This window comes from Nocardia sp. NBC_00565, assembly GCF_036345915.1.
Taxonomy (GTDB): domain Bacteria; phylum Actinomycetota; class Actinomycetes; order Mycobacteriales; family Mycobacteriaceae; genus Nocardia.
Window position 1 is genome coordinate 2,875,355 of the sequence record NZ_CP107785.1, and the last position, 18,859, is coordinate 2,894,213.

Consider the following 18,859-nt stretch of genomic DNA (forward strand, 5'->3'; position numbering starts at 1 on the left):
GGTCACGACGCGAATCCGATCTTGGGATCGATGAATCGGTCCGTCGCGATCTGTTCGGTCGTCAGTCCTTGGGGGACCGAGACTTTCTGCTCGGTGTAGATCGGCCGGGTGATGTCGATGACCCGCTGGACTCGCGCGGTGTCGAAATCGCCGACCGTGGCATTGCCGCCGTTGCCGACCACACCGGCCTCGCGCATCCGCTTCGTCGCATAGGCTGCGTTGCCCGCGTCGTATACCCAGCCTGTGTCGTACTTGTCGACTGCCTGCACGATCAGATCGTTGGCCGTGGCTGGATCGGCGAAATAGTCGAGCTGGGCTTGCTGCATCACCGGAACGAGGCGTTGCAGGCACGCCGAATCGGCCTCCAGCTGCCCCGACCGGACCGCGAGCGCGGACTTGTACACGGGGAATCCGGCGTCGTGCAGCAACTGGTAGGCCACCGGCTTGTGCCATTGGGCGATCTTCTGCTCGTAGAGGTAAGGCTCGGCGCTGATGAACCCCTGTTGCGCCTTGGCGCCGCCGGCAGCGACGAAGTTGGCCGGTGTGCCGTCGTAGCTGCCGTCCACCTGACTCTTGTCGAGAATGCCCGCACCGGTCAGGTAGTCCATGTAGGCCGCGCCCTGGAAATACAACACGGTCGCCTTGGCGGCCTTCAGGTCGCTGATGGAGTGCACATTCGGATAGGTCGCCGGATCCCACATGATCATCTGCGGGTTGATCTCCAGCGGAGCGAAGACGCCGGTGGTCGGGTTGGTGGCCGCGGACTGGACGGACTGGTCGGTGTCGACGAAGCCGAGCATGATCGAGTCATCCTGATACATCTGCGATGTCACGGTCTGGAATCCGATCGCTGGACCGCCGGCGCGGATCTCCAGGTCCACCCCGGTGTACTCGCCGTGGGCGAATAGCGGACCGGTGACCTTCTTGCCCGCGGCGTCGATCGCCGGGTTCGGACCCAATAGTTGATAGAGGCCGCCATGTTCGGCTTCCGGGTTCCAATCGCTCTGCACCACGATCTTCGTCGGGCAGACCTGCTTCAGGTCGATCGATCCGATCGGGCCGCTGTAACCGGAAGTCGCTGTTGTGCTGTCGGTTTGGGCACAGCCGGTCAGAGCGGCGAGGCCGACGACGGTCGCGCAGACGGTCGCGCGGACCGAACGTGGCAAGCGGGGTGTTCTCATGTTTTCTCCCAAGGGGGCGCGGCGGCGGGGGGATATCAGTTGCGGGCGGAGTCGTACCAAGCGCCGACGAGGCGGCGAGACAGCCAGCTGAAGAACGCGAAAACCACGACACCGAGGCCGGAGGCCAGCAGGATCGAGGCGAACAATTCGGGCGATTGCAGCCGCGACCGGTAGTTGTCGATCAGGATGCCGATGCCGGGGTCGCCCTGCTTGAAGAAGAAGTCGCCGACGATCGCGCCGACCACCGCGAGCCCGGCCGAGATCCGGATACCGGCGAAGATGGCGGGCATCGCGGCCGGGAACTCGAGCTTGCGTAGCACCGTGATCCGGCCGGTGGCACGCAACGCGAATAGTTCCCGCAGGCCCTTGTCCACCGATTTCAGGCCGAACAGCGTGTTCGACACCACCGGGAACAGGGCGATCAGCACGCAGACGAACACCCGCGCGGTGAATCCGAAACCGAACCAGAAACCGATCAGCGGAACCAATGCCAGGATCGGAATACACTGCAGCACAACCGCATACGGAAACAGAGCAATCTCCGCCCAACCAGCCTGCGCCATCAGCACCGCCCAGACGATCCCGAGGAGCACGGCGATCACCAGACCGGTGAACGCCACGGTCGCGGTCCGCCGCAACGCCTCCCACATATCCGGCGCCGCCGGACCGAGCAGTCCCTCGGTCACCACTTCGTGCGGCGGCGGCATCAGAAACCGGCGCGACGGCGCGAGCACCGTGTAGGTCACCAGGTACCAGGCGCCGATCACCATGGCCAGGATCGCGAGCGGAGCAAGGACCGTACGCAGTTTGAACGTGCGCGCCGCAGCGGTGGCCACAACTGATTCGGATACCGTTGCGGCAGTAGGTATTTTGATGATCATGTGTGACTTCCTCGCAGCGCCTGCGAGACTCGGCTCGCGAGTGCGGTGAACTCGGGGGTGAAGCGGATATCCGGTCGGCGCGGGAAGTCGAACGGAATGTCGATCTCCTCGACGATGCGGCCCGGCCTGCCCGACATCACCGCGACGCGGGTCGAGAGGTACACGGCCTCGGTCACCGAATGCGTGATGAACAGGCCCGCGAAGCGGCGGTCGTCGAACAGTTCGGTGATCTCGTCGCCGAGCCGCTGCCGCGTGATCTCATCCAGTGCGCCGAAAGGTTCGTCGAACAAGAACAACTCGGGATCGACGGTGAGCGAACGAGCCAGCGACACCCGCATCCGCATACCGCCGGAGAGCATGCGCGGCAGGTGATCGGCGAACCCCGCGAGACCGACCAACTCGATGGCATCGTCGGCACGGCGATAGCGCTCGGCCTTGGCCATGTGATCGAGTTCGGCCAGTAGTGCAACATTGTCGCGCACCGAGCGCCATGGCAGCAGGGTGGCGTCCTGGAACACATAGCCGATCCGATTCGCGCCGACCTGGGTGTAACCCCCGGTTGCGCACTCCAGGCCGGAGGCGATTCGAAGCAGTGTCGACTTCCCGCATCCAGAGGGCCCGACGACGCTGACGAATTCACCGGCCCGGACTGTCAGATCGACGCCCGAGAGCGCGACCGTGCCATTGGGATAGGTGAGTTCGGTCGACTCGAATCCGAGCACCTGACTGCCGGGGCGGGGCGGGGCGGTGCTCATGGTTGGCATGCTGGACATCAGACCTCCAGTACTGCGAAATCGGCTGTGCGATGGTCGGTTCGGCTGATTGATACGATCGCGCCGTCGCGAATGACGATCCGGTCGGCCGGTGCGTTCGCGACGACGTCGAGCAGACTGCTGCCGCGCACGGCGAGAAACTCCGCGCGGGCACCGGGTTTCGCGCCCGCCTCCGGTAGGCCGAGCACCGCACGCGCACCGTCGGTGACCAGGTGCACGGCCACCTCCGGCGCCAGATGACCGGCCGTGATCAGCAGCGCGGCGGTTTCGAGTGCGTCGCTACGGCCGATCGGGTTGAACGGATCGCGGACATTGTCGGCCCCGGCCGCGACGGGGATGCCCGCGTCGAGCAGCGCTGCGAGCGCGGTCAATCCGCGCGGCATGGCAACCGGGTCATCCCAGCCTTGCAGATACAGATTGGTGATGGGCAGGCTGACGATCCCCACGCCGCTGCGCGCCACCGTGGCCAGCAGCGCGTCCAGCTCGTCCGCGGCCATGGTGCCCAGTCGGCAGCAGTGCCCCGCGGTGCGTGTCCTGGCGGCGGGCCACCCGGCGACCCGCTCGGCGAAGTGAGCGAGTGTGTGGTGGTCGCCGCGCAAGAACTCGTCGACGTGCAGGTCGGCGCCGACCCCGCGGGCCTCGGCACTGTCGAGTAGCCGGGTGAGTTCGGCGATCGGGTCCGGTGCGATATGCGGTGCGCCACCGACCAGGTCGGCTCCGGCGTCGAGGGCGGCGTGCAGCAGCGCGGGATCGGCCGCTGGGGGTGTCAACGCCACGATCTCGATGTCGACGAGCCCGGACAATCGCCTGCGCACGCTATCCACCGCGCGGATGCCGCGCAACGGGTCCGAGCCATCGAGGATGTCGACGTGCGATCGAATGGCGGTCGTGCCGTTGCGCAACAGGGCCGATGCCGCCGCGGTCGCCCGACTGCGGAAGGACTCCTCGGTCAGCTCGGTGCTGCCCTGGTGCCACGTGTCGATCGCCGCCCCAAGATTGCCGAAGGCCGGCGTGAGCACATCCCAGGTCAGCGCCTTGTCCAGGTGTGCGTGCGGCTCGGCGGGCGCGGTCAACAGCACGAAACCGCTCAGATCTATTGACGCTTCGGAGGTTTCGCCGATCCGGTCCGGTGCACTCGGGCGAACCGCGGTCACCAGCGAACGCCCGCCGTCGCGTCCGATGTCGAGATCGACCACCGAGCCGTCGGGCAAGGTTGCCCCGCACAGGCGCGAAACACGCTGCGGTAGCGGATGATCCATAAAGGTCCTTCGAGAGAGAAACAGGTCGTGGTGGCCCGCTCGTGGCTGGTCGGCGAGACGCTATGAATAGAGCTAATGTTGATGTGATCAACATTTAGCACTATTCAGCCGCCTTGTTTCGGATAGATGAACGAGCCAGCTACGGTCTTGTTAATTCGCCGACGTGACAACGGGTGGTCTAGCGTGCGGGTGCGCGTCCACGACGCACCTCGACGATCGGGTGGTGGGATATGAAGGTGGAGAACGTGACCAAAAAGGCGCCCGACGATGCGCAAACCATGCTCGGGGCCGAGATCCGCCGCCGCAGGCGTGATCGCGGACTCACCCTGGTCCGACTGGCCGAGCAGGCGCAGATCTCGCACCCGTTCCTCAGTCAGCTCGAACGCGGCTTGGCGAGGCCGAGCATGCTGACGCTGGCTCGCATCGCCGAAGCACTGGGAACCACCCAGGTCGAACTGATGCTGGCGGCGGACACCCGCGGCGGCGAGGACGCCGAAGGGACCGCCGAGGGCCAGGTGATTCGCTCCCATGAGGGCGTCCAGCTGCCGCGGGGTATCGCCAGATCGGGGCAGGAGGAGGGCTCGACCCGGCTGCTGGTGCACGGGCGCGCATCGTTCTACCCGCAAGAGTTCGTCGACGTACACGCCGAATTCGGCCCTTACTTCGAGCACGACGAGGACGAGTGGGTGTACGTCGTCGAGGGGGCGATAGTGGTCGACCTCGGTGACCATGGCCACGCGCGACTCGCCGACGGTGACAGCCTCTACTACACTGGCGGCACACCACACCGGTGGCGTGTGGTGGACGGCCCGCATGCCAGGCTGATTGTCGTGAAAGCGGCTGGGCGCGAGGCGGATTCCCGTGGCTGGGATCAATAACTAGGCGGGGCCCGTATTTCCTGGAGGCCCTGATGAATGATTCCGACTCCATCGCCGTCGTCGTACGCGACCGCCGCCGAGTGGCCGAGAATATCGACGAGTTCACCCTCGGCCACCCGCACGGTGACCGACTACCGCCGTGGCAGGCGGGGGCACACATCGACCTACTGCTCGGCGACGGGATCGTCCGGCAGTACTCGTTGGTTTCCGATCCCGGCGACACCATTCTCTATCGGATCGCGGTACTGCGCGAGGCGCATGGGCGCGGTGGTTCGGTCCGGGCCCACCAACTCCTGTCGATCGGCGCAATGGCCTCGATCCGGCCACCGCGCAACCACTTTCCGCTCGTGCGTGCGCTCGGCTACGTGCTGATCGCCGGAGGTATCGGGATCACGCCGATGCTCGCGCTCGCCGCCGCCGCGCAGCGCAGCGGACGGCCGTGGCGGCTGATATACACCGGCCGTGACGAGTCGGCCATGGCTTACCTGCGTGAGCTACGCGAACACTACGGCGATGCGGTCCTCCTGCATCACTCGGCGCGTGCGGGACGCCTGGATGTGGCGGCACTCCTCGCCGATTCGACGCCGGGAACCGCGGTTCTGGCCTGCGGTCCAGCAGGTTTGATCGAGGCCGCGGAAGACGCTTGCGCGGGACTCGAGGCGGTCGATGTGTTCGCCGAGCGGTTCGTCGCGCGAGATATCGCGGAGTCTGCCGCGGTCCCGTTCGAGGTGTCCCTCGCGATGTCGGGGCTGACGCTCACGGTTCCGGCGAACCGATCAATACTCGAGGCGGCCGAGGAACGCGGTGTGGTCGCGCTCTCGTCATGCCGGGAAGGGACCTGCGGTACCTGCGAGACGGGCGTGGTGAGCGGGGAGGTCGACCACCGCGACTCTGTGCTGTCGCCGGAGGAGCGCGCCGAGGGCGAGTCCATGATGATCTGCGTATCACGCTGCGCTGGAGCACGATTGGTGCTCGAACTGTGAAGCGCTGAATGTGCGGCATCGAATTCGGCGGCCCCGGCGGCACGATCGGAACGGCGGTACCGGGCCGCCAGGGCTGCCCTCATCTGAACGCAGGGGCTGCGCTTATCCAGACGCTGGGGCCGCGTTCACCCAAATGCCTGGGCGGCGTTCACCGGGGCGCTGGCGCCGCGTTCACCTGGACGCCGAGGCGAGTCCGCGGACGAGGTCCGCGGCGGTCGCGGTGAACCCGAAACATTGTCGGACGTTGTACGTCGTTGCCTCCATACAGTATTCGGGCGAGGTGGTGGCCACCGCATCGGTGAGTAGCACCACGTCGTAGCCGATGTTCGCGGCGTCCATCAATGTCGACAACACGCATTGATCGGCGTTCACACCAGCGAACAGCAGGGTGTCGACCCGCAGGTTGCGGAGCACGGAATCCAGAACCGTATCGACGAATCCACTCATTCGGTACTTGTCGACGCGAATGTCTGCTGGCGCGATCTCGAGATCGTCGACTACGTCCGCGCCCCAACTCCCCGCTTCGAGCACCGCGGTGCTCGAAGCGGTTGCCGCACTGCCGATTCCGACGCCAGTGCCGGCAGGATCGTAAACATGCAGCACACCGGGCGGCAGGTTGGCCTGGTCGGGCCGGTTGCCCCAATTCACCCACACGACCGGGATGTCGGCTCCGCGCACGGCCGGCAGCGCCGTTCGCAGGGTATCGACGGCCGCACGTGCGGGCGAGACATCCACTCCGATGCGCGCAAGCCACCCGTCGACATGACAGAAGTCGTTCTGCAGGTCGATGACGATCAACGCGGTGCGCGCGAGATCGAGGCTCACCCGTTGCGGCCGAGCATCGAGCTCCAGCGAGTGTGGCGGATGGATGGGGCGACGCAGATCCGCATGGTCGCCGGACAGCGACCAGGAGTTTCGGGACATCAGGCGTGGTCCTGTCGGTCGAAAGGTGGAATGGCGAAGGTGAGCAGGGTGGAGTCCTGTCCTGGTCCGGCCAGCAGGCACAACCCGACCGGCAGGTTTCCCGCCCGGAGATGGGGTATCGACAACGCGGGCAGTCCTGCCAGCGATGCGAGGCAGGTCAGTCGCAATGTCTGCTGCCGCACCGCTTCCACGTCCGCCGACGAGGCGTCTCGGTGTGGAGCCGCCGACGAGGTGGCGGGCAGCGCGAGGACGACCCCGGGGGGAAGTATCCGCCGCAGCCGGGTGCTCATGTCGTCGAGCAGGCTGCGTGCCTCGGTCTCGGTTGCGGCGTCGATCTCGCGGCCGACGTGGAATCGAGCGGCGACGTCGGGCGCCAACGCGGTCGGCTGAGCGGACACGAAGGTGCCGTGCGAGCGCCACGCCTCGGCGGCCTGAACCGTGCGGAATGCCACGAGTACAGTGTCGAGCCCGGCGCCGTCGGGGTAGTCGAGCGCGATCGTCTCCGGCGGTGGCAATACGTTTCCAGCGGCCGCATCGCGCAGCGTCAGTGCCTGCACCGCAGCCCAAAAAGATTCGCGTGCGGCAGGATCCAGCAGATCGACCAGTTCCGGTGCCACCACCATCCTGGTGACCGGATGTACTTCTTGATTCGGCAGCAGCGCCCCGCCCGCCTGGGCGAGCAACGTCGCATCGCGGGTGAGCAGGCCCACGGCATCGAAGCTCGGTGCCAAACCCACCAAACCCGTCCGCGCGACCACCCCGTGGGTCGTGCGTAGACCGTAGAGCCCGCAATATGATGCCGGGACGCGAATCGAGCCCGCGGTGTCGGTGCCGAGGCCGATATCGGCGAATCCGGCGGCGACCGCGGCTGCCGGACCGCTGCTCGACCCGCCGCTGACTCGGTGCGCCGCAACCGGATTCGGTGTCGCGCCGTAGTGAATATTGGAGCCCGCAAGTGAGAATGCCAGCTCGTCGGTGGTCGCGATACCCGTGATATCGGCCCCTGCCGCCAGCAATGCGGATACCGCCGCGGCGTGGCGAGACTCCACCGGCGCTGCCGCCAGCCAGGTCGGGTTCCCCGCTCCGATCGCGTGGCCGGCCACCGCGAACAGATCTTTGACGGCCACCCGCGCATCGCGGAGCGGTCCTCGGCCGCCGCGTACGAGCGGAGTCTCGCCCGGCGCGACACGCCAAATTGATGAGTCGGGGCTAACCGTGCTGCCGTCGGTTTGCGCGGGACCGCCGGACACATGCGCCACGGTGACGGCCCATCGACCGCCGCTGTCACGCTGCCAGACTTGGGTTTGGACACCCTGTGAACCGTCCGTTCGGCGGGTCTCCGCGACGATCGCCGAGGCATCGGGGCCGAGTCTGCGCACATATACCCGCACCAGGGAGCGGGTCGGTGCTCCGGCTCGCCCGGCCCGGAACTCGGCGATCGCGTCGTGGCCGACCAGCGCGGTTGCCGGATCGCTGCGGATCGGCCGAGGACCGTCGGCGAATGCGGCGTCCAGTTCGGCGAGATCGTTGGCCATCAAGGCCCTTTCATACCGCGCGAATGCCGAACGTAGATCGGCGTCGAGGTCATCGAAGGGAGAGATCACCGGTCAGACGGTAGCCATGAATGTTGATGTGATGAACATTGTCCGCGTAACACTGTCGTGAACCTTTTTCGCCGCGCCCGGTTGATGGACGGCGACCTTCGCTCCGTTCGATGGTCGGTCCGCAACTTTTACCTCCCGGAAACGCGGCGCCTCTACATTCGCAAATGTAACTGTCATCAACATTTGAGGAGCAGCGGTGGCCTCACGAGCTCCCACCTTCTGTGCCGAAGCGGAGTCCTGGTTCCACGTTCGAGACATCGGGGAGGGCATCCACCTGATCAACGAACCCGGGCATGTCGCCAGCTACCTCGTCATCGGCGGACACACCGCGCTGCTGTTCGATTCCGGGCTCGGCATCGCCCCGATATCCCAAGTGGTGCAGGCATTGACGGCGCTGCCGGTGTTGGTGGTGTCGTCGCATCACCACATCGATCACCGCGGCGGCAATGCCGACCTCGCCGCGCAGGTCGACGTTATCGACTTCGCCGCGCACCCCACGGCTACGGACCCGAATTCCGGGTGCCTGCACACCGCCGCCGATCCAGCGTTCCTTCGGACGTATGCCGCGGCCATGTCGCGGGTGGTCGCGGAGTTCGACCTGTTCGCCCAGCTGGATGCCCAGTATTTCTTCACCCTGGCGCGGGTCGGTCGGTTACGCCCGCTGCCGGACCTGACACAGTGGGCGATACCGCCGATCCCGATCAGCCGGGCGCTGGCCGACGGCGAAATCATCGACCTGGGTGGACGACAGTTCGAGGTACTGCACACGCCCGGCCATTCGCCGGACACCCTGTGCTTGTTCGACCACGCCACCGGCACGCTGCTCTCGGGTGACACGGTGCTCGCCGCCGCCCACTGGTTGCACGGCGCCGGAGCCGATCCAGTCCGGTTCGCCGAATCGACGCACCGCCTGTCGAAGCTCCCGATCACCCGAATTCTGGCCGCCCACAACCTTATCTGTGAACTACCGGCCAGCGCGGCCACCGAGGTCGCCCACGCCGCGGCGGCGATGCTGGAGGGCACAACGATCGCCGTGCCGGGCCGCGACATGCTCGGCCAGCCGGTAACCCGCCACGACTGTGGCCCGGTCACCCTGCTCACACCACCCGTCGGCTGAACCGCGTTCCGCGGCGATAGCGACATCTACCCGAAAGGATTCGATATGGCTGGGGCACCTCCCGTCGTACGACACCTCGCCGACCTGTCGGCAGCTCTCATCTCACCCGCGGACACGGTACGGCTGTGCACACTCGCTGGACCCGAACACGGCTCCAGCGCAAGCGTATTCCTCGAAATCTGGGAGCCGGGCGGTGCGCAACCACTGAACTCCCATGAGGATTCGGCCGAAATCTTCATCGTGCTGGCCGGCACCGCCCGCGCACACAGCGACACGCACGCCGTAGACCTCGGCGCGGGCGACGTGCTGATCCTGCAACCGGGATCCGAACACCGCATTCTGAACACCTCCGGCACCGAGCGGCTGTACACGATCACCGTGATGGCGGATGACGGAGGATTCGCTGATCTCGTCGACCGCGGCACGCCCACGGGGCTGTCCGACGCGGATATCCGCACTCTGGCAACAGGCTTCGGGTCCGCGCCGGGTCATTGAATTGCCGCCGGTCCGAAACACTCAGCACTGCAACGCAAATCTCGCTGCCGATAGCTGATGCCGTGTACGGTCAGCTCGAAACCGACTGTGTTGCTTGGCTCGCCGCCGCCGGCGAGACTGTAGTCGGCGCATGACCATGCGGCGCACGGCGAAAGGCAGGCTCGTCACGATCGGGGTGGAAGACTTCGCCACCCGCAGGGCGCCTCCTACGGGCACACCAAGATCGCCGGGAAACAGATTCTCCGCAAAGGGCTTTCACCCCTAGCGGCCACGATCAGCACAGACCTCGCCGCTCCGGTCGTGGCGGGTGGGTAGGCTCGGTCGAGCGGCGAGGTGCCAGTAGTTCCTGGTCCTTTTCCGCTCGACCTGTCCCCGAACCGGACGTGCCCATTATCCACGCTATGCCGAATTCGGCATAGCGGTGAGACACGTACGCCGAGTTCGGCGAGCGGCCCGCAGAAACGGACCGGTGGCGACACCGGCACCGCGGTGCGGGCCGACTCAACCAGCTCTATATCGGTCCAGATCGGTGTGGATCTGCCAAGGACCACAACGACATCCGCGACTTGTTATCCGCTACTGGAAATGCTTCCAACCGAGACGGCATACAGGTTCTGCGAGCTGAATAGGTAGTGGATGGAGATTTTCAAGTACGAACACAACGGCGGGCATCGGCATTCGGCGCTGGGCTATCTCACGTCGGGTTGCTTTTAGTTTCGGAAGTATTCCGGTAGGTCACTGACGGGGACCCCGTTGATAGACATGAGGTGGGCGACGCCCATCCAGACCGCAATCGTCAAGTTGCACCAGCCGATAGCACAGAGAATTTGGAGAAATCCGCCGAGGCGCGTTCGAGTATCGGGGAGTCCGCGGCTGATGAAGGGGGTTCCGCCCGATCGCCAGGTCATTCGCATGTGGATCAATGGGGCGGTCGCGAGCCCGCCTAGCACTATAGTGTCAGGTGCAGCGATCTGGTACCAATGGCCACCCCAAAGAGAAAGGGATTGCGCCAGGGTGGAGTAGTTGTTCATCGAGTAGGTGCCGGCCTGAATGAAAGTGATCTCCACCAGGAACTGAAGAAAGATGCCGAAGACCAAAGCCACGGCAAATCGTCGGGTGCGCCCCCAATGCTCTCGCTTGCGCAGGACCAGTTTGGTCAACATATACCCGATAAGGACTGGAATCATCATTGCTGGGTAGCCGAGTCCATTCGGTGAGAACACCGGTGTGAAAGGGTCAGGAGCAGTGATATCGGTAAGGCCCGGCATGTAGTTGAACCAGGTCGCGACGTGGATCGAGTAAGAGTTCCACTGAACGGGTCCTCCGCACAGCACGTCCAGCCACATCGTTGAGGTATAGCCGATCAGGGCGGCCGCATCGAAATCCGGGCGGCCCTGGCGACGCCATTCGTGGATGACGAAGATGATGCACACGATCGTGCTGGCTATGGTGAAAGCCTCGAGTAGTCGAAGTGCGAAGGCATTTATATTCGGTAGCGACGGTGGTCGTGAAAAGGACGGCCGCCATCGGCCGTCCATCGCCCAGCGTGTATAGACCCATGTCTGCAAGGCCACCGCAAGCACCCCCAACGTCAGCCAGAAATATCCGGGTGACAGAAGGGTGCGGAGACGGTTGGTGGATCTGCCAGGTGCCGCGATATTGTTCGTCCGATTTATAATTTCTTGGCTCATAGCGTGGGACTCCCATCCCTGTTCGAGGCAGTCGCGCGCTGGGCAGAGGGGCGGTCAGGCTGTGCGGGTTTGCGTGGTCCGTGGATGAGCGCGACAGCTGCGGACGGCGAGATGAGGCTGCGCCCGGACACCGAAAGGCTCACCAATTCATAGAAGAGACAGGCGACTGCGGGATCTGTGGCGGCCACCGCCCGTAGCCGATCTGCGGCGCGTTGGAGCAGCCTGGTTGTCAGTGACGGTTTGGGCCCTGTCGCCCCGGGATAGCGGATGTCCTCGGTTGTGCACATCCACCAGGGAAGGAGGCCGGTCCGGCAGATTTGCTTCTGCACTGCGGCGTAGTCGAGTTCGTGCGGCGGGCGTCGTTGCAGCGCCGTGCGTAGCGTCAGCGCAGCCATGGCGGCCACCGACATTCCTTGGCCGTAAACCGGATTGAAAGCAGTGGCCGCGTCACCTAATACGAGAAGGCCCCTGGGCCAGTGCCCAACGCGCTCGTAGTGATAGCGGCGGTTGGAGGTGTTCTGGTAGCCCCAAATACGGCCTGTGCGTTCGGCATCGACCAGCAGGTCGGCGATCAGCGGGTCGCGCAAGCGAAGGGCAAATTCCTTTAGGCCCACATCGTCGCGCGGTGGGTGGGCGCCGCGAGTACCCGACAGCGTGAACATCCATTGGTTCGCTTCGATCTGCAGGACGAATCCGCCCCTACCCGGCAGACCGCTGCGCGAATCGGGTTGCAAGTTGATGCATGTGGACAAGTCGCCGGTCATACGGGCCGGGAAACTCGAATAGGCCAACCCTGGATCGACAACGGTCGACTCCACCTCGGGCAAACCGAGGTCCGGTAGCCATTGTCGCGGTGTGCGGGTGGTGCGTCCTGTGGCATCGATGACCAGGGAGGCCGCTAGGTCTTGCACATGGCGACTGTTTCGGTGCCGGACCCGCACACCGGTAACCAGGCCCGAAGTGCCGAGCAAACCGACCGCTAGTGTCTGTTCGATGATGCGGATCCGGCGATGACGTTGCAGACAACTGCGGAACACGAACTCTGTCAACGGCCGGGAGGCAGCGACGATGAAGCGGGGAGTGCGGCATGGGCACATCCATCCGAGAGGCCCGTACAGGAGGGCCTCGCCCAGCGCAACCCTATTCGCGCCGTGTGACCACAGTGCATCGAGTGTCCCCGGCACCAGAGCCTCCATTGCCTCGGCGCCGCTGGACAACAACCCGTGCAGATGGCGTCCCTGGGGAACTCCGTCCCGCGGCGCCGGGGTATCTGGGAGCTGATCGCGTTCGATGATCGTCACCTCGTCAACTTGGTCGGCAAGAGCCGCGGCACTCGCCAAGCCCGCGATTCCGCACCCCAACACGATCGCTTGCGTTGTCATCGCACCGGAACCTGCGCCGCGCCGGAGGACGCCAATTCGAGGGTGGGCTCGACCACACGGGTATGCGATGGGATGCGGCGTGGAGCCTCGTTGAATTCGTCGATGTCGTGGCGGTCGAGGTAGCCGGCGAGAACACGGAGGATGATGTTCTCGGTGAAGCGAGGGTTGAAGTCGTGGCCTGTCGGAGTAGACGGGGTGACCAGGAGGGTGCTCACCATGCTGGTTTGTCCTGCCGGTTGGTCTGTGGTGGTCATCGTTGACTCCCCGCGTGTTGCAGTCCGGTGTCTTCGATTTGGGCGCGGCTGATGTCGGCGCCGAATGTCGCCGCGCAATCCGCGAGTTCTCGGGGCCATGGGCAGGGTTCGTAGTGGCCGTCGGCGTTGCGGCGGGCGCTAGCCCACATTTGTTCGCCGCGGGCGACGAGGTGGCCGCCGTCCTGGCCGGGAGTGTTGATCTTGTGGTAATGGAATTCGGCTTTCATCAAGTGCATTCGGGCCCAGAGCACGGTGAGCCGGATGGCGACGAGGTCGCCGAAGTACAGTTCGCCGAGGTATTCGCAGGAGCAGGATTGGGTGAGCATCGCGTAGTCACCGGAGATGTCGCTGCTGAAGATCGGAGCGCCGAGTTGTCCGCAGCGTTCCCGGCATTGGCCTTGCCAGTCGATGAGACGGGCGTAGTAGACGGGCCCCACTGCACTGGTATCGCCGGCGGTGATGGTGTGTTCGATGGTGAACCACGGGCGTTGTGGTTGCGGTGTCCGGAGAGCGATCTCAGGCACGAGGACGCGCCCGGTGGTCGTAGTCATATGTGCCACTCCTCGTAGGGGATGTCAGACGGAACGATGTCGACGGTGTGGATGGCAAGGCCGGTTACGGCCAGCACGGTGCGGTCGTCGTCGGTGGCCGCGACTGCCCGGCGCTGAGCGACGTCGTAGGACAGGAGTAGGCCAGCCGGATATCGTTCGGTGAGAACGACATCGGAGTCGGCGGTGTGGAGGTCGATGCGGTCGGCGGCAAGCGGGACGGCCATGATCTGGCTGCCATCGGGCTGTGGGGGGTAGCCGAAAAGCCGCAGTGTGGAATCGAGCAGCAGTGCTGGAAACGGCAGCCGCGCGAAAACGCTGTTGGGGTGGGGATGTGGCAGGCACCGGGCCTGGGCGCCGGCTGCGTCTGCGGTCGGCTGGTGGATCGTGCACCAGACCCCGGAAAGCTGGGTGGACACATCGGGCCTGACCGCTGGATCGTCGGGCAATGAAGGCATTTCGCGCGCCGCTGGCGCCGGTTGTGGCGGGGGGAGCGTGCCAAGGTGGACATCGACGCGGCAGTGCCGGTAGTCGTACACCAGGATTCGCCCATCTGGCGCCACTACGTCGGACCGCACCTCGACCCGGATCGTGCCAGGTACAACGGTCTCGGCGGTAACGCGGCATCCTGCCGTCCGCCGATCGGTGAAGAGCGGAGCGTCGATGCAAAAGTCACGGAAGCCGGTCACGTGTGGTCCGGGATGTAGGCGTAGCGCCGCTTCGGCGGCCATAGCGAGCATCATCACCGCGGGGACGACCGGTCGGCGGTCGATGAGATGCTCGGCCAGGTAGCTATCGCGTACCGAATGGGGGCGCCACGTCCAGGTTCCCATGCCGTCGCGTGCCGCGTCCGGGGCTCCGAGCAGCGGATCGACCAGATCGGGTTGGCGAGCCCGGGAATTCGGGATGCCGTAGAACGGGACCGGATCGAGCGGGCGGGGCAAGGCGAGTTCGGACAACAGCAGGTCGGCGCCCTGACCGTTGCTGATTCCGGCGAGCCCGTATTCGCGGCTGAGCTGCGCGGCGATATCACGGACCATGCCGGTGTCGGTCCACAGTCCCCAGGCTGGGGTGAACTCGGTGCAGTCTCCGTATTGGGCAGCGGCGCACAAGTATTCGTTGGCCGCGACGTAGTCGGTGTCGCCAGCAGATCCCAGCAGGGCGTTGGCCGATCCGAAGTTGCACCACAGTGCTGGCGGCGGGTCGGTGAATGCTTCCTTCAGAAAGTGATAGCCCGCCACCTTGATGTCACGGATCTCCCGGAAGTCGGTGAGGGACTTGTCGATAGCGGCGGCGGACCGGATGCGTCCGGCACCGTGGATGAGCAGATCTACTCGGCGGTGCCGTGCGTAAACAGCTTCGGCCGCGTGCATGACCTGCTCACGTTCACGCAGATCGCACACCAGGTAGTGGACGTTGTCGGTGCCGCACAGCAGCTCGAGCGTGCGTAGCGTGCGGCGAATCTCGCGGGCGCGCAGCAGCGCGTCGAATCGCTTGTTGAGGGCGATGATCGTCGCGGTGGGGTCGAGTTCCCTTTCATGTGAGAGAAATTCGGCCCGTTTCGCAGTGAGCTCGCCATCCGGCGCGTTCACCAGATCGGTGGGTACATCGTCGGCGGGTGTCGTTCCGAGCAGCCACAGCACCGGGCGAACCCGCTCGGCCAGTGCAGTTACGGCAACGGCGGTGGCACCGCGGGCGCCGCCAGTGGCGACGATGACCGGGCTGCTGGTCCACGGCAACGGTCCCGTGCGGCGCTGGCCGGGTAGCGGCGCTGGGCACAGCTGTTCGACGTAGCGCAACCCCTGGCGGTAGTGTACGACCGTCGTCTCGCGTGCGGCGGCTGCCTCATCGCCCAACTGGTCGAGCCCAGCCCCCAACGTGGCATCGGTGACCACAGCGTAGACGGTGCCGGATATTTCGTGCGCGAGACTACGCAGCAGTCCTGTGATCAGCGTCAGATGCGGGTGAATCATTGCCCGGCGCAACGGATCCAGCAGTAGCGCGGTCACTGAGCCGTCGAGCACCTGTCGCTTTCCCAGCGCTGCCGCCGCGGCCAGCGCGCACTCCTGCAGGCTGAGCAACTCCGGCGACGGTGCCAGTGGCCATCTCGATTGCTGGCCGCGAGCCGACGCCACGATCAGCACGTGCCCGATGCCGCTGTGCATCGTTGCCACCGTAGTCTCGATAGCTTCTCGCGGACCGGCACCGTTGGTAACGCTGATATAGTCGGTGGCCGAAGCCGCCGGATCAGTGCACAACACGCGTGAATTCGTAGCGCACGCAAGGGGTTCCAGCTGCTGCGCGAGGTCGGTGCGATGAGTCAGAATCAGAGTCGTCGGCGTGAGAGCGGGGCGACACACGGCACCGAGACGGGTATCCGCGCGGCGTAGGACAACTACGGAGCGATACGGTAAGGGCACACGCGGTTCAGGCTGCGGCTGCTGCTGTAGGCATTCCTGCGGGCGTGGGCAGGGTTCGGGCGGCCCGGCGCGGTGGTCTTGGATCGGAGTTCGTGGCTTGTGGGAATCTGTCCCCGCGCCGTGCACTGTGGACGTCGAATGTTCCAGCGGTGCCGCGGTATTGGCGGCGTGCGGCAGTGTCTCGATTTCCACTCGTGGTCCGGGATCCAGATTGCGCAGCACGACTGGACCGGTGTGCCCGGTGTCAAGGGCGCGGAGCACGGCGATGGCACCGTCGGCGCCGAGGTAGCAGCGCCCGGTAGCGCCGGGTACGCCGGTGTGCCGACCGGAGCGGGCGGCGTCGGTGCGGATGACGGCGCGCTGCGGACACCCGTTGCGGGCGGCGACCGACTTGCGGGTGAGGGCCAGCAGTACGGCTCCCTCGGCGAGCTCCTCGGCCGGAACTCCGGTCAACGCTGCCATCAGCGCGGTGCTGTGTCCGTTGAGCGCGATCACCAACGCGAAGTCCAATTCTCCTGATACCAGGTACCGCTCAGCAGCGTGCAGTGCGCCCTGGGTCGACGACCGGCCGCAGTCGAGGTTCATCGCGAGGCCCTTGCACCGATATCGGTTGACGATCATCGAGGCGATGATGTTGGTGAGCTGGCCGGTCATGCTCCACTCATTGGCCGCAGGCAGCCGCTGTGCCAGCGCCGCCAGTTCGTCCTCGAGCCGTCGTCTGTCCGCGGCAGTGATGCCCGAAGCGTCGGCGAGGGCCGCGCGCAGCTCGTCGGCACCCACTCGGACGGTGTAATCGGCCATACAGCGAGTAGGACCGGTATGAGCGGTGAAAACCCCCGTGCGCTCACGCATTCCGTCCCACGGCTCGCCCCATTCACTCACGAACATGTCGACGGCGGTCAGTGCCATCAGTTGGGTCCGGTCGATGCTGCGTGCGCTGACCGGCGGCATCCGCAGCTGGGGCCAAGGCGGGAGTGGATACTCAGCGCCGAACGACCGCGCCGGCGCGCCCGCGCCGGCGCATAGCCATTCGGCGATCGTCGTACCTGTCACGGCACCGGGTAGGTGAACCGAGGTGCCCACCAGCACCATAGGATCTTCCTGGGTGCCAACGGGATTCGGTAAAGCCGACTGCGGTAGGTCGGGTCCGGCGTCCGGCGCCTGCACCATCAGATGCGCGTTTGTGCCGCCGAAGCCATAGGCGCAGATTCCAGCCAGTCGGTTCCGGTCCCCGGAGGCCAGCCACGACACCGGCTCCACGGGCACCGTGACGCGGTCGGCGGGCACGCCAGCGGGCAGCGCGGTGAAGTAGCGTTCGGCCGGGATCTCGCCGTGCCGCATCGCGAGCAACGCGTGGATCACGTTGATCGCGCCGGCCGCCCACGCGCCGTGCCCGATCAGTGGCTTGTTGGAGGTACACAGCACACCGGCCGTTCCGGCGGCACCGATGAGCGTTTCCAATTCCACATCGTCGCCCACCCTGGTTCCGGTGCCGTGCGCCACAATCCAGTCCACCGCATCGGCTTTGGTGCCATTCACGGCGCGGGCACGATCGAGAGCCAGGCGCTGGCCGACCGGTGAGGACGCCACTACGCTGCCCTCACCGTCGGCGGACCCGCCGAATCCGCCCAGTAGACCCAGGATTTCGTCGCCGTCGGCGAGCGCGCGGTCGAGCAGCTTCAGCGCGACGATCGCAGCCGCGTCGGAGAACAACACCCCAGCGGCGTCGGCGTCGAACGCCCGAATCTCGCCATTGGCCGACAGCCCGTGCAGTTTCGCGAATAACACCAGGTCGCGTCGCGATCCGGTGTTGGCACCACCGCAGAACACGACGTCGCGTTCACCGGCGAGCAGGGCCTTGACTCCGAAGTCGATAGCGTACAACGACGATGAGCAGGCGGTGTCGATCACGAGCAGATCGCTGTCGCCCGGCAGCAGATCCTCGCACGCCATGCGCAGCATTCGGTCCGGAAAGGCGTCCGCGGGTTGCTCGGGCGCATGTGGGTAGCGTGCGCGCAGCTGCTCGTATACCTGAGAACGGTGCGAGCCTGCTGCGGTGGCGAGCAGGATCGCTTCCTCGAGAGCGCGCCCGCCCGGCTGTGCGCCGACATAGGCGCCGCAGCGGTATTGCGAGGGCACAGCGGCGGTATCCATCGCCTGTAACAGGCTGTGCCGCAGCAGTAGCATCGTGCGGTCGGCCCCGGCCCAGTACCCCATCGCGCGCTCTTCGGCGAGCCGGCGATGCGGGAAGAACGAATGCAGGTATCCCGTCGTGCGCACATAAGTTTTGTCCGGCACCGACCGATCGGCGGCGTACCAGTTGGTCACGTCGATATCGCCGGATTCGTGCAGTGTGTTCACCTGCTCGCGTAGCACTCGCCAGAAGTCCTGTGGGCCATTGACTCCCGGAGCGGCCAAGCCCATACCGACCACGACCACAGTGTTCGGTGACGATGTTGACGACATAGG

General features: G+C 65.6%; 15 protein-coding genes. 4 read left to right on the plus strand and 11 right to left on the minus strand.

Features of this window, described 5'->3' with window-relative positions; all coding sequences use genetic code 11:
* Window positions 1-2: 2 nt before the first annotated feature.
* The 4 genes from OG874_RS13790 to OG874_RS13805 are packed head-to-tail and all read right to left on the minus strand — an operon-like array spanning window position 3 to window position 4,094.
* Window positions 3-1,181, minus strand: coding sequence for an ABC transporter substrate-binding protein (locus OG874_RS13790; protein ID WP_330255527.1), 1,179 nt, complete (start codon window positions 1,179-1,181; stop codon window positions 3-5).
* 35 nt (window positions 1,182-1,216) lie between these two features.
* On the minus strand, window positions 1,217-2,062 hold the full coding sequence (locus OG874_RS13795; RefSeq protein WP_330255528.1) for an ABC transporter permease: 846 nt from the start codon (window positions 2,060-2,062) through the stop codon (window positions 1,217-1,219).
* Window positions 2,059-2,817 carry an ABC transporter ATP-binding protein gene (locus OG874_RS13800; RefSeq protein ID WP_330255529.1) on the minus strand — a complete coding sequence of 253 codons (759 nt, stop codon included), beginning with the start codon at window positions 2,815-2,817 and terminating at the stop codon, window positions 2,059-2,061. The genes OG874_RS13795 and OG874_RS13800 overlap by 4 nt, the downstream gene beginning before the upstream one ends.
* 17 nt (window positions 2,818-2,834) lie before the next feature.
* Entirely contained in the window at window positions 2,835-4,094 is a 1,260-nt protein-coding gene (locus OG874_RS13805; protein ID WP_330255530.1) for an amidohydrolase family protein, read from the minus strand.
* A 245-nt stretch (window positions 4,095-4,339) separates the two neighbouring features.
* On the opposite strand from OG874_RS13805, the gene OG874_RS13810 reads away from it, so the two are divergent.
* Complete coding sequence (locus OG874_RS13810) at window positions 4,340-4,972, plus strand: helix-turn-helix domain-containing protein (RefSeq protein WP_330255531.1); 633 nt, start codon at window positions 4,340-4,342, stop codon at window positions 4,970-4,972.
* A gap of 32 nt (window positions 4,973-5,004) precedes the next feature.
* A complete protein-coding gene (locus OG874_RS13815; RefSeq protein ID WP_330255532.1) occupies window positions 5,005-5,955 on the plus strand; it encodes a PDR/VanB family oxidoreductase in 951 nt (316 codons plus the stop codon).
* Between the two features lie 171 nt (window positions 5,956-6,126).
* Here the strand turns inward: OG874_RS13815 and OG874_RS13820 are convergent, their stop codons facing one another.
* The gene (locus OG874_RS13820) at window positions 6,127-6,879 is read right to left on the minus strand and encodes a cysteine hydrolase family protein (RefSeq protein ID WP_330255533.1); all 753 of its coding nucleotides are present in this window, start codon (window positions 6,877-6,879) and stop codon (window positions 6,127-6,129) included.
* The gene (locus OG874_RS13825) at window positions 6,879-8,483 is read right to left on the minus strand and encodes an AtzH-like domain-containing protein (RefSeq protein WP_330255534.1); all 1,605 of its coding nucleotides are present in this window, start codon (window positions 8,481-8,483) and stop codon (window positions 6,879-6,881) included. The genes OG874_RS13820 and OG874_RS13825 overlap by 1 nt, the downstream gene beginning before the upstream one ends.
* 196 nt (window positions 8,484-8,679) lie before the next feature.
* On the opposite strand from OG874_RS13825, the gene OG874_RS13830 reads away from it, so the two are divergent.
* Together OG874_RS13830 and OG874_RS13835 are read left to right on the plus strand one after the other, a co-directional pair.
* Entirely contained in the window at window positions 8,680-9,600 is a 921-nt protein-coding gene (locus OG874_RS13830) for an MBL fold metallo-hydrolase (RefSeq protein ID WP_330255535.1), read from the plus strand.
* Window positions 9,601-9,645: 45 nt separating this feature from the next.
* Window positions 9,646-10,095, plus strand: a complete 450-nt coding sequence (locus tag OG874_RS13835; RefSeq protein WP_330255536.1) for a cupin domain-containing protein — start codon at window positions 9,646-9,648, stop codon at window positions 10,093-10,095.
* 710 nt (window positions 10,096-10,805) lie between these two features.
* Here OG874_RS13835 and OG874_RS13840 read toward each other — a convergent pair.
* From OG874_RS13840 to OG874_RS13860, 5 genes are read right to left on the minus strand one after another with little or no spacing between them, the layout of a single operon-like run.
* Window positions 10,806-11,786 (minus strand): spirocyclase AveC family protein, encoded by a 981-nt coding sequence (locus tag OG874_RS13840; RefSeq protein WP_330255537.1) that lies wholly within the window; start codon window positions 11,784-11,786, stop codon window positions 10,806-10,808.
* Window positions 11,783-13,168, minus strand: a complete 1,386-nt coding sequence (locus OG874_RS13845) for an FAD-dependent monooxygenase (protein WP_330255538.1) — start codon at window positions 13,166-13,168, stop codon at window positions 11,783-11,785. The genes OG874_RS13840 and OG874_RS13845 overlap by 4 nt, the downstream gene beginning before the upstream one ends.
* On the minus strand, window positions 13,165-13,422 hold the full coding sequence (locus OG874_RS13850) for a hypothetical protein (RefSeq protein ID WP_330255539.1): 258 nt from the start codon (window positions 13,420-13,422) through the stop codon (window positions 13,165-13,167). Before OG874_RS13850 ends, OG874_RS13845 begins: the two co-directional genes overlap by 4 nt.
* Window positions 13,419-13,973: an acyl-CoA thioesterase gene (locus OG874_RS13855; protein WP_330255540.1), complete on the minus strand. Its 555-nt coding sequence runs from the start codon at window positions 13,971-13,973 to the stop codon at window positions 13,419-13,421. Before OG874_RS13855 ends, OG874_RS13850 begins: the two co-directional genes overlap by 4 nt.
* Complete coding sequence (locus tag OG874_RS13860; protein ID WP_330255541.1) at window positions 13,970-18,856, minus strand: SDR family NAD(P)-dependent oxidoreductase; 4,887 nt, start codon at window positions 18,854-18,856, stop codon at window positions 13,970-13,972. The genes OG874_RS13855 and OG874_RS13860 overlap by 4 nt, the downstream gene beginning before the upstream one ends.
* Between the last annotated feature and the right edge of the window lie 3 nt (window positions 18,857-18,859).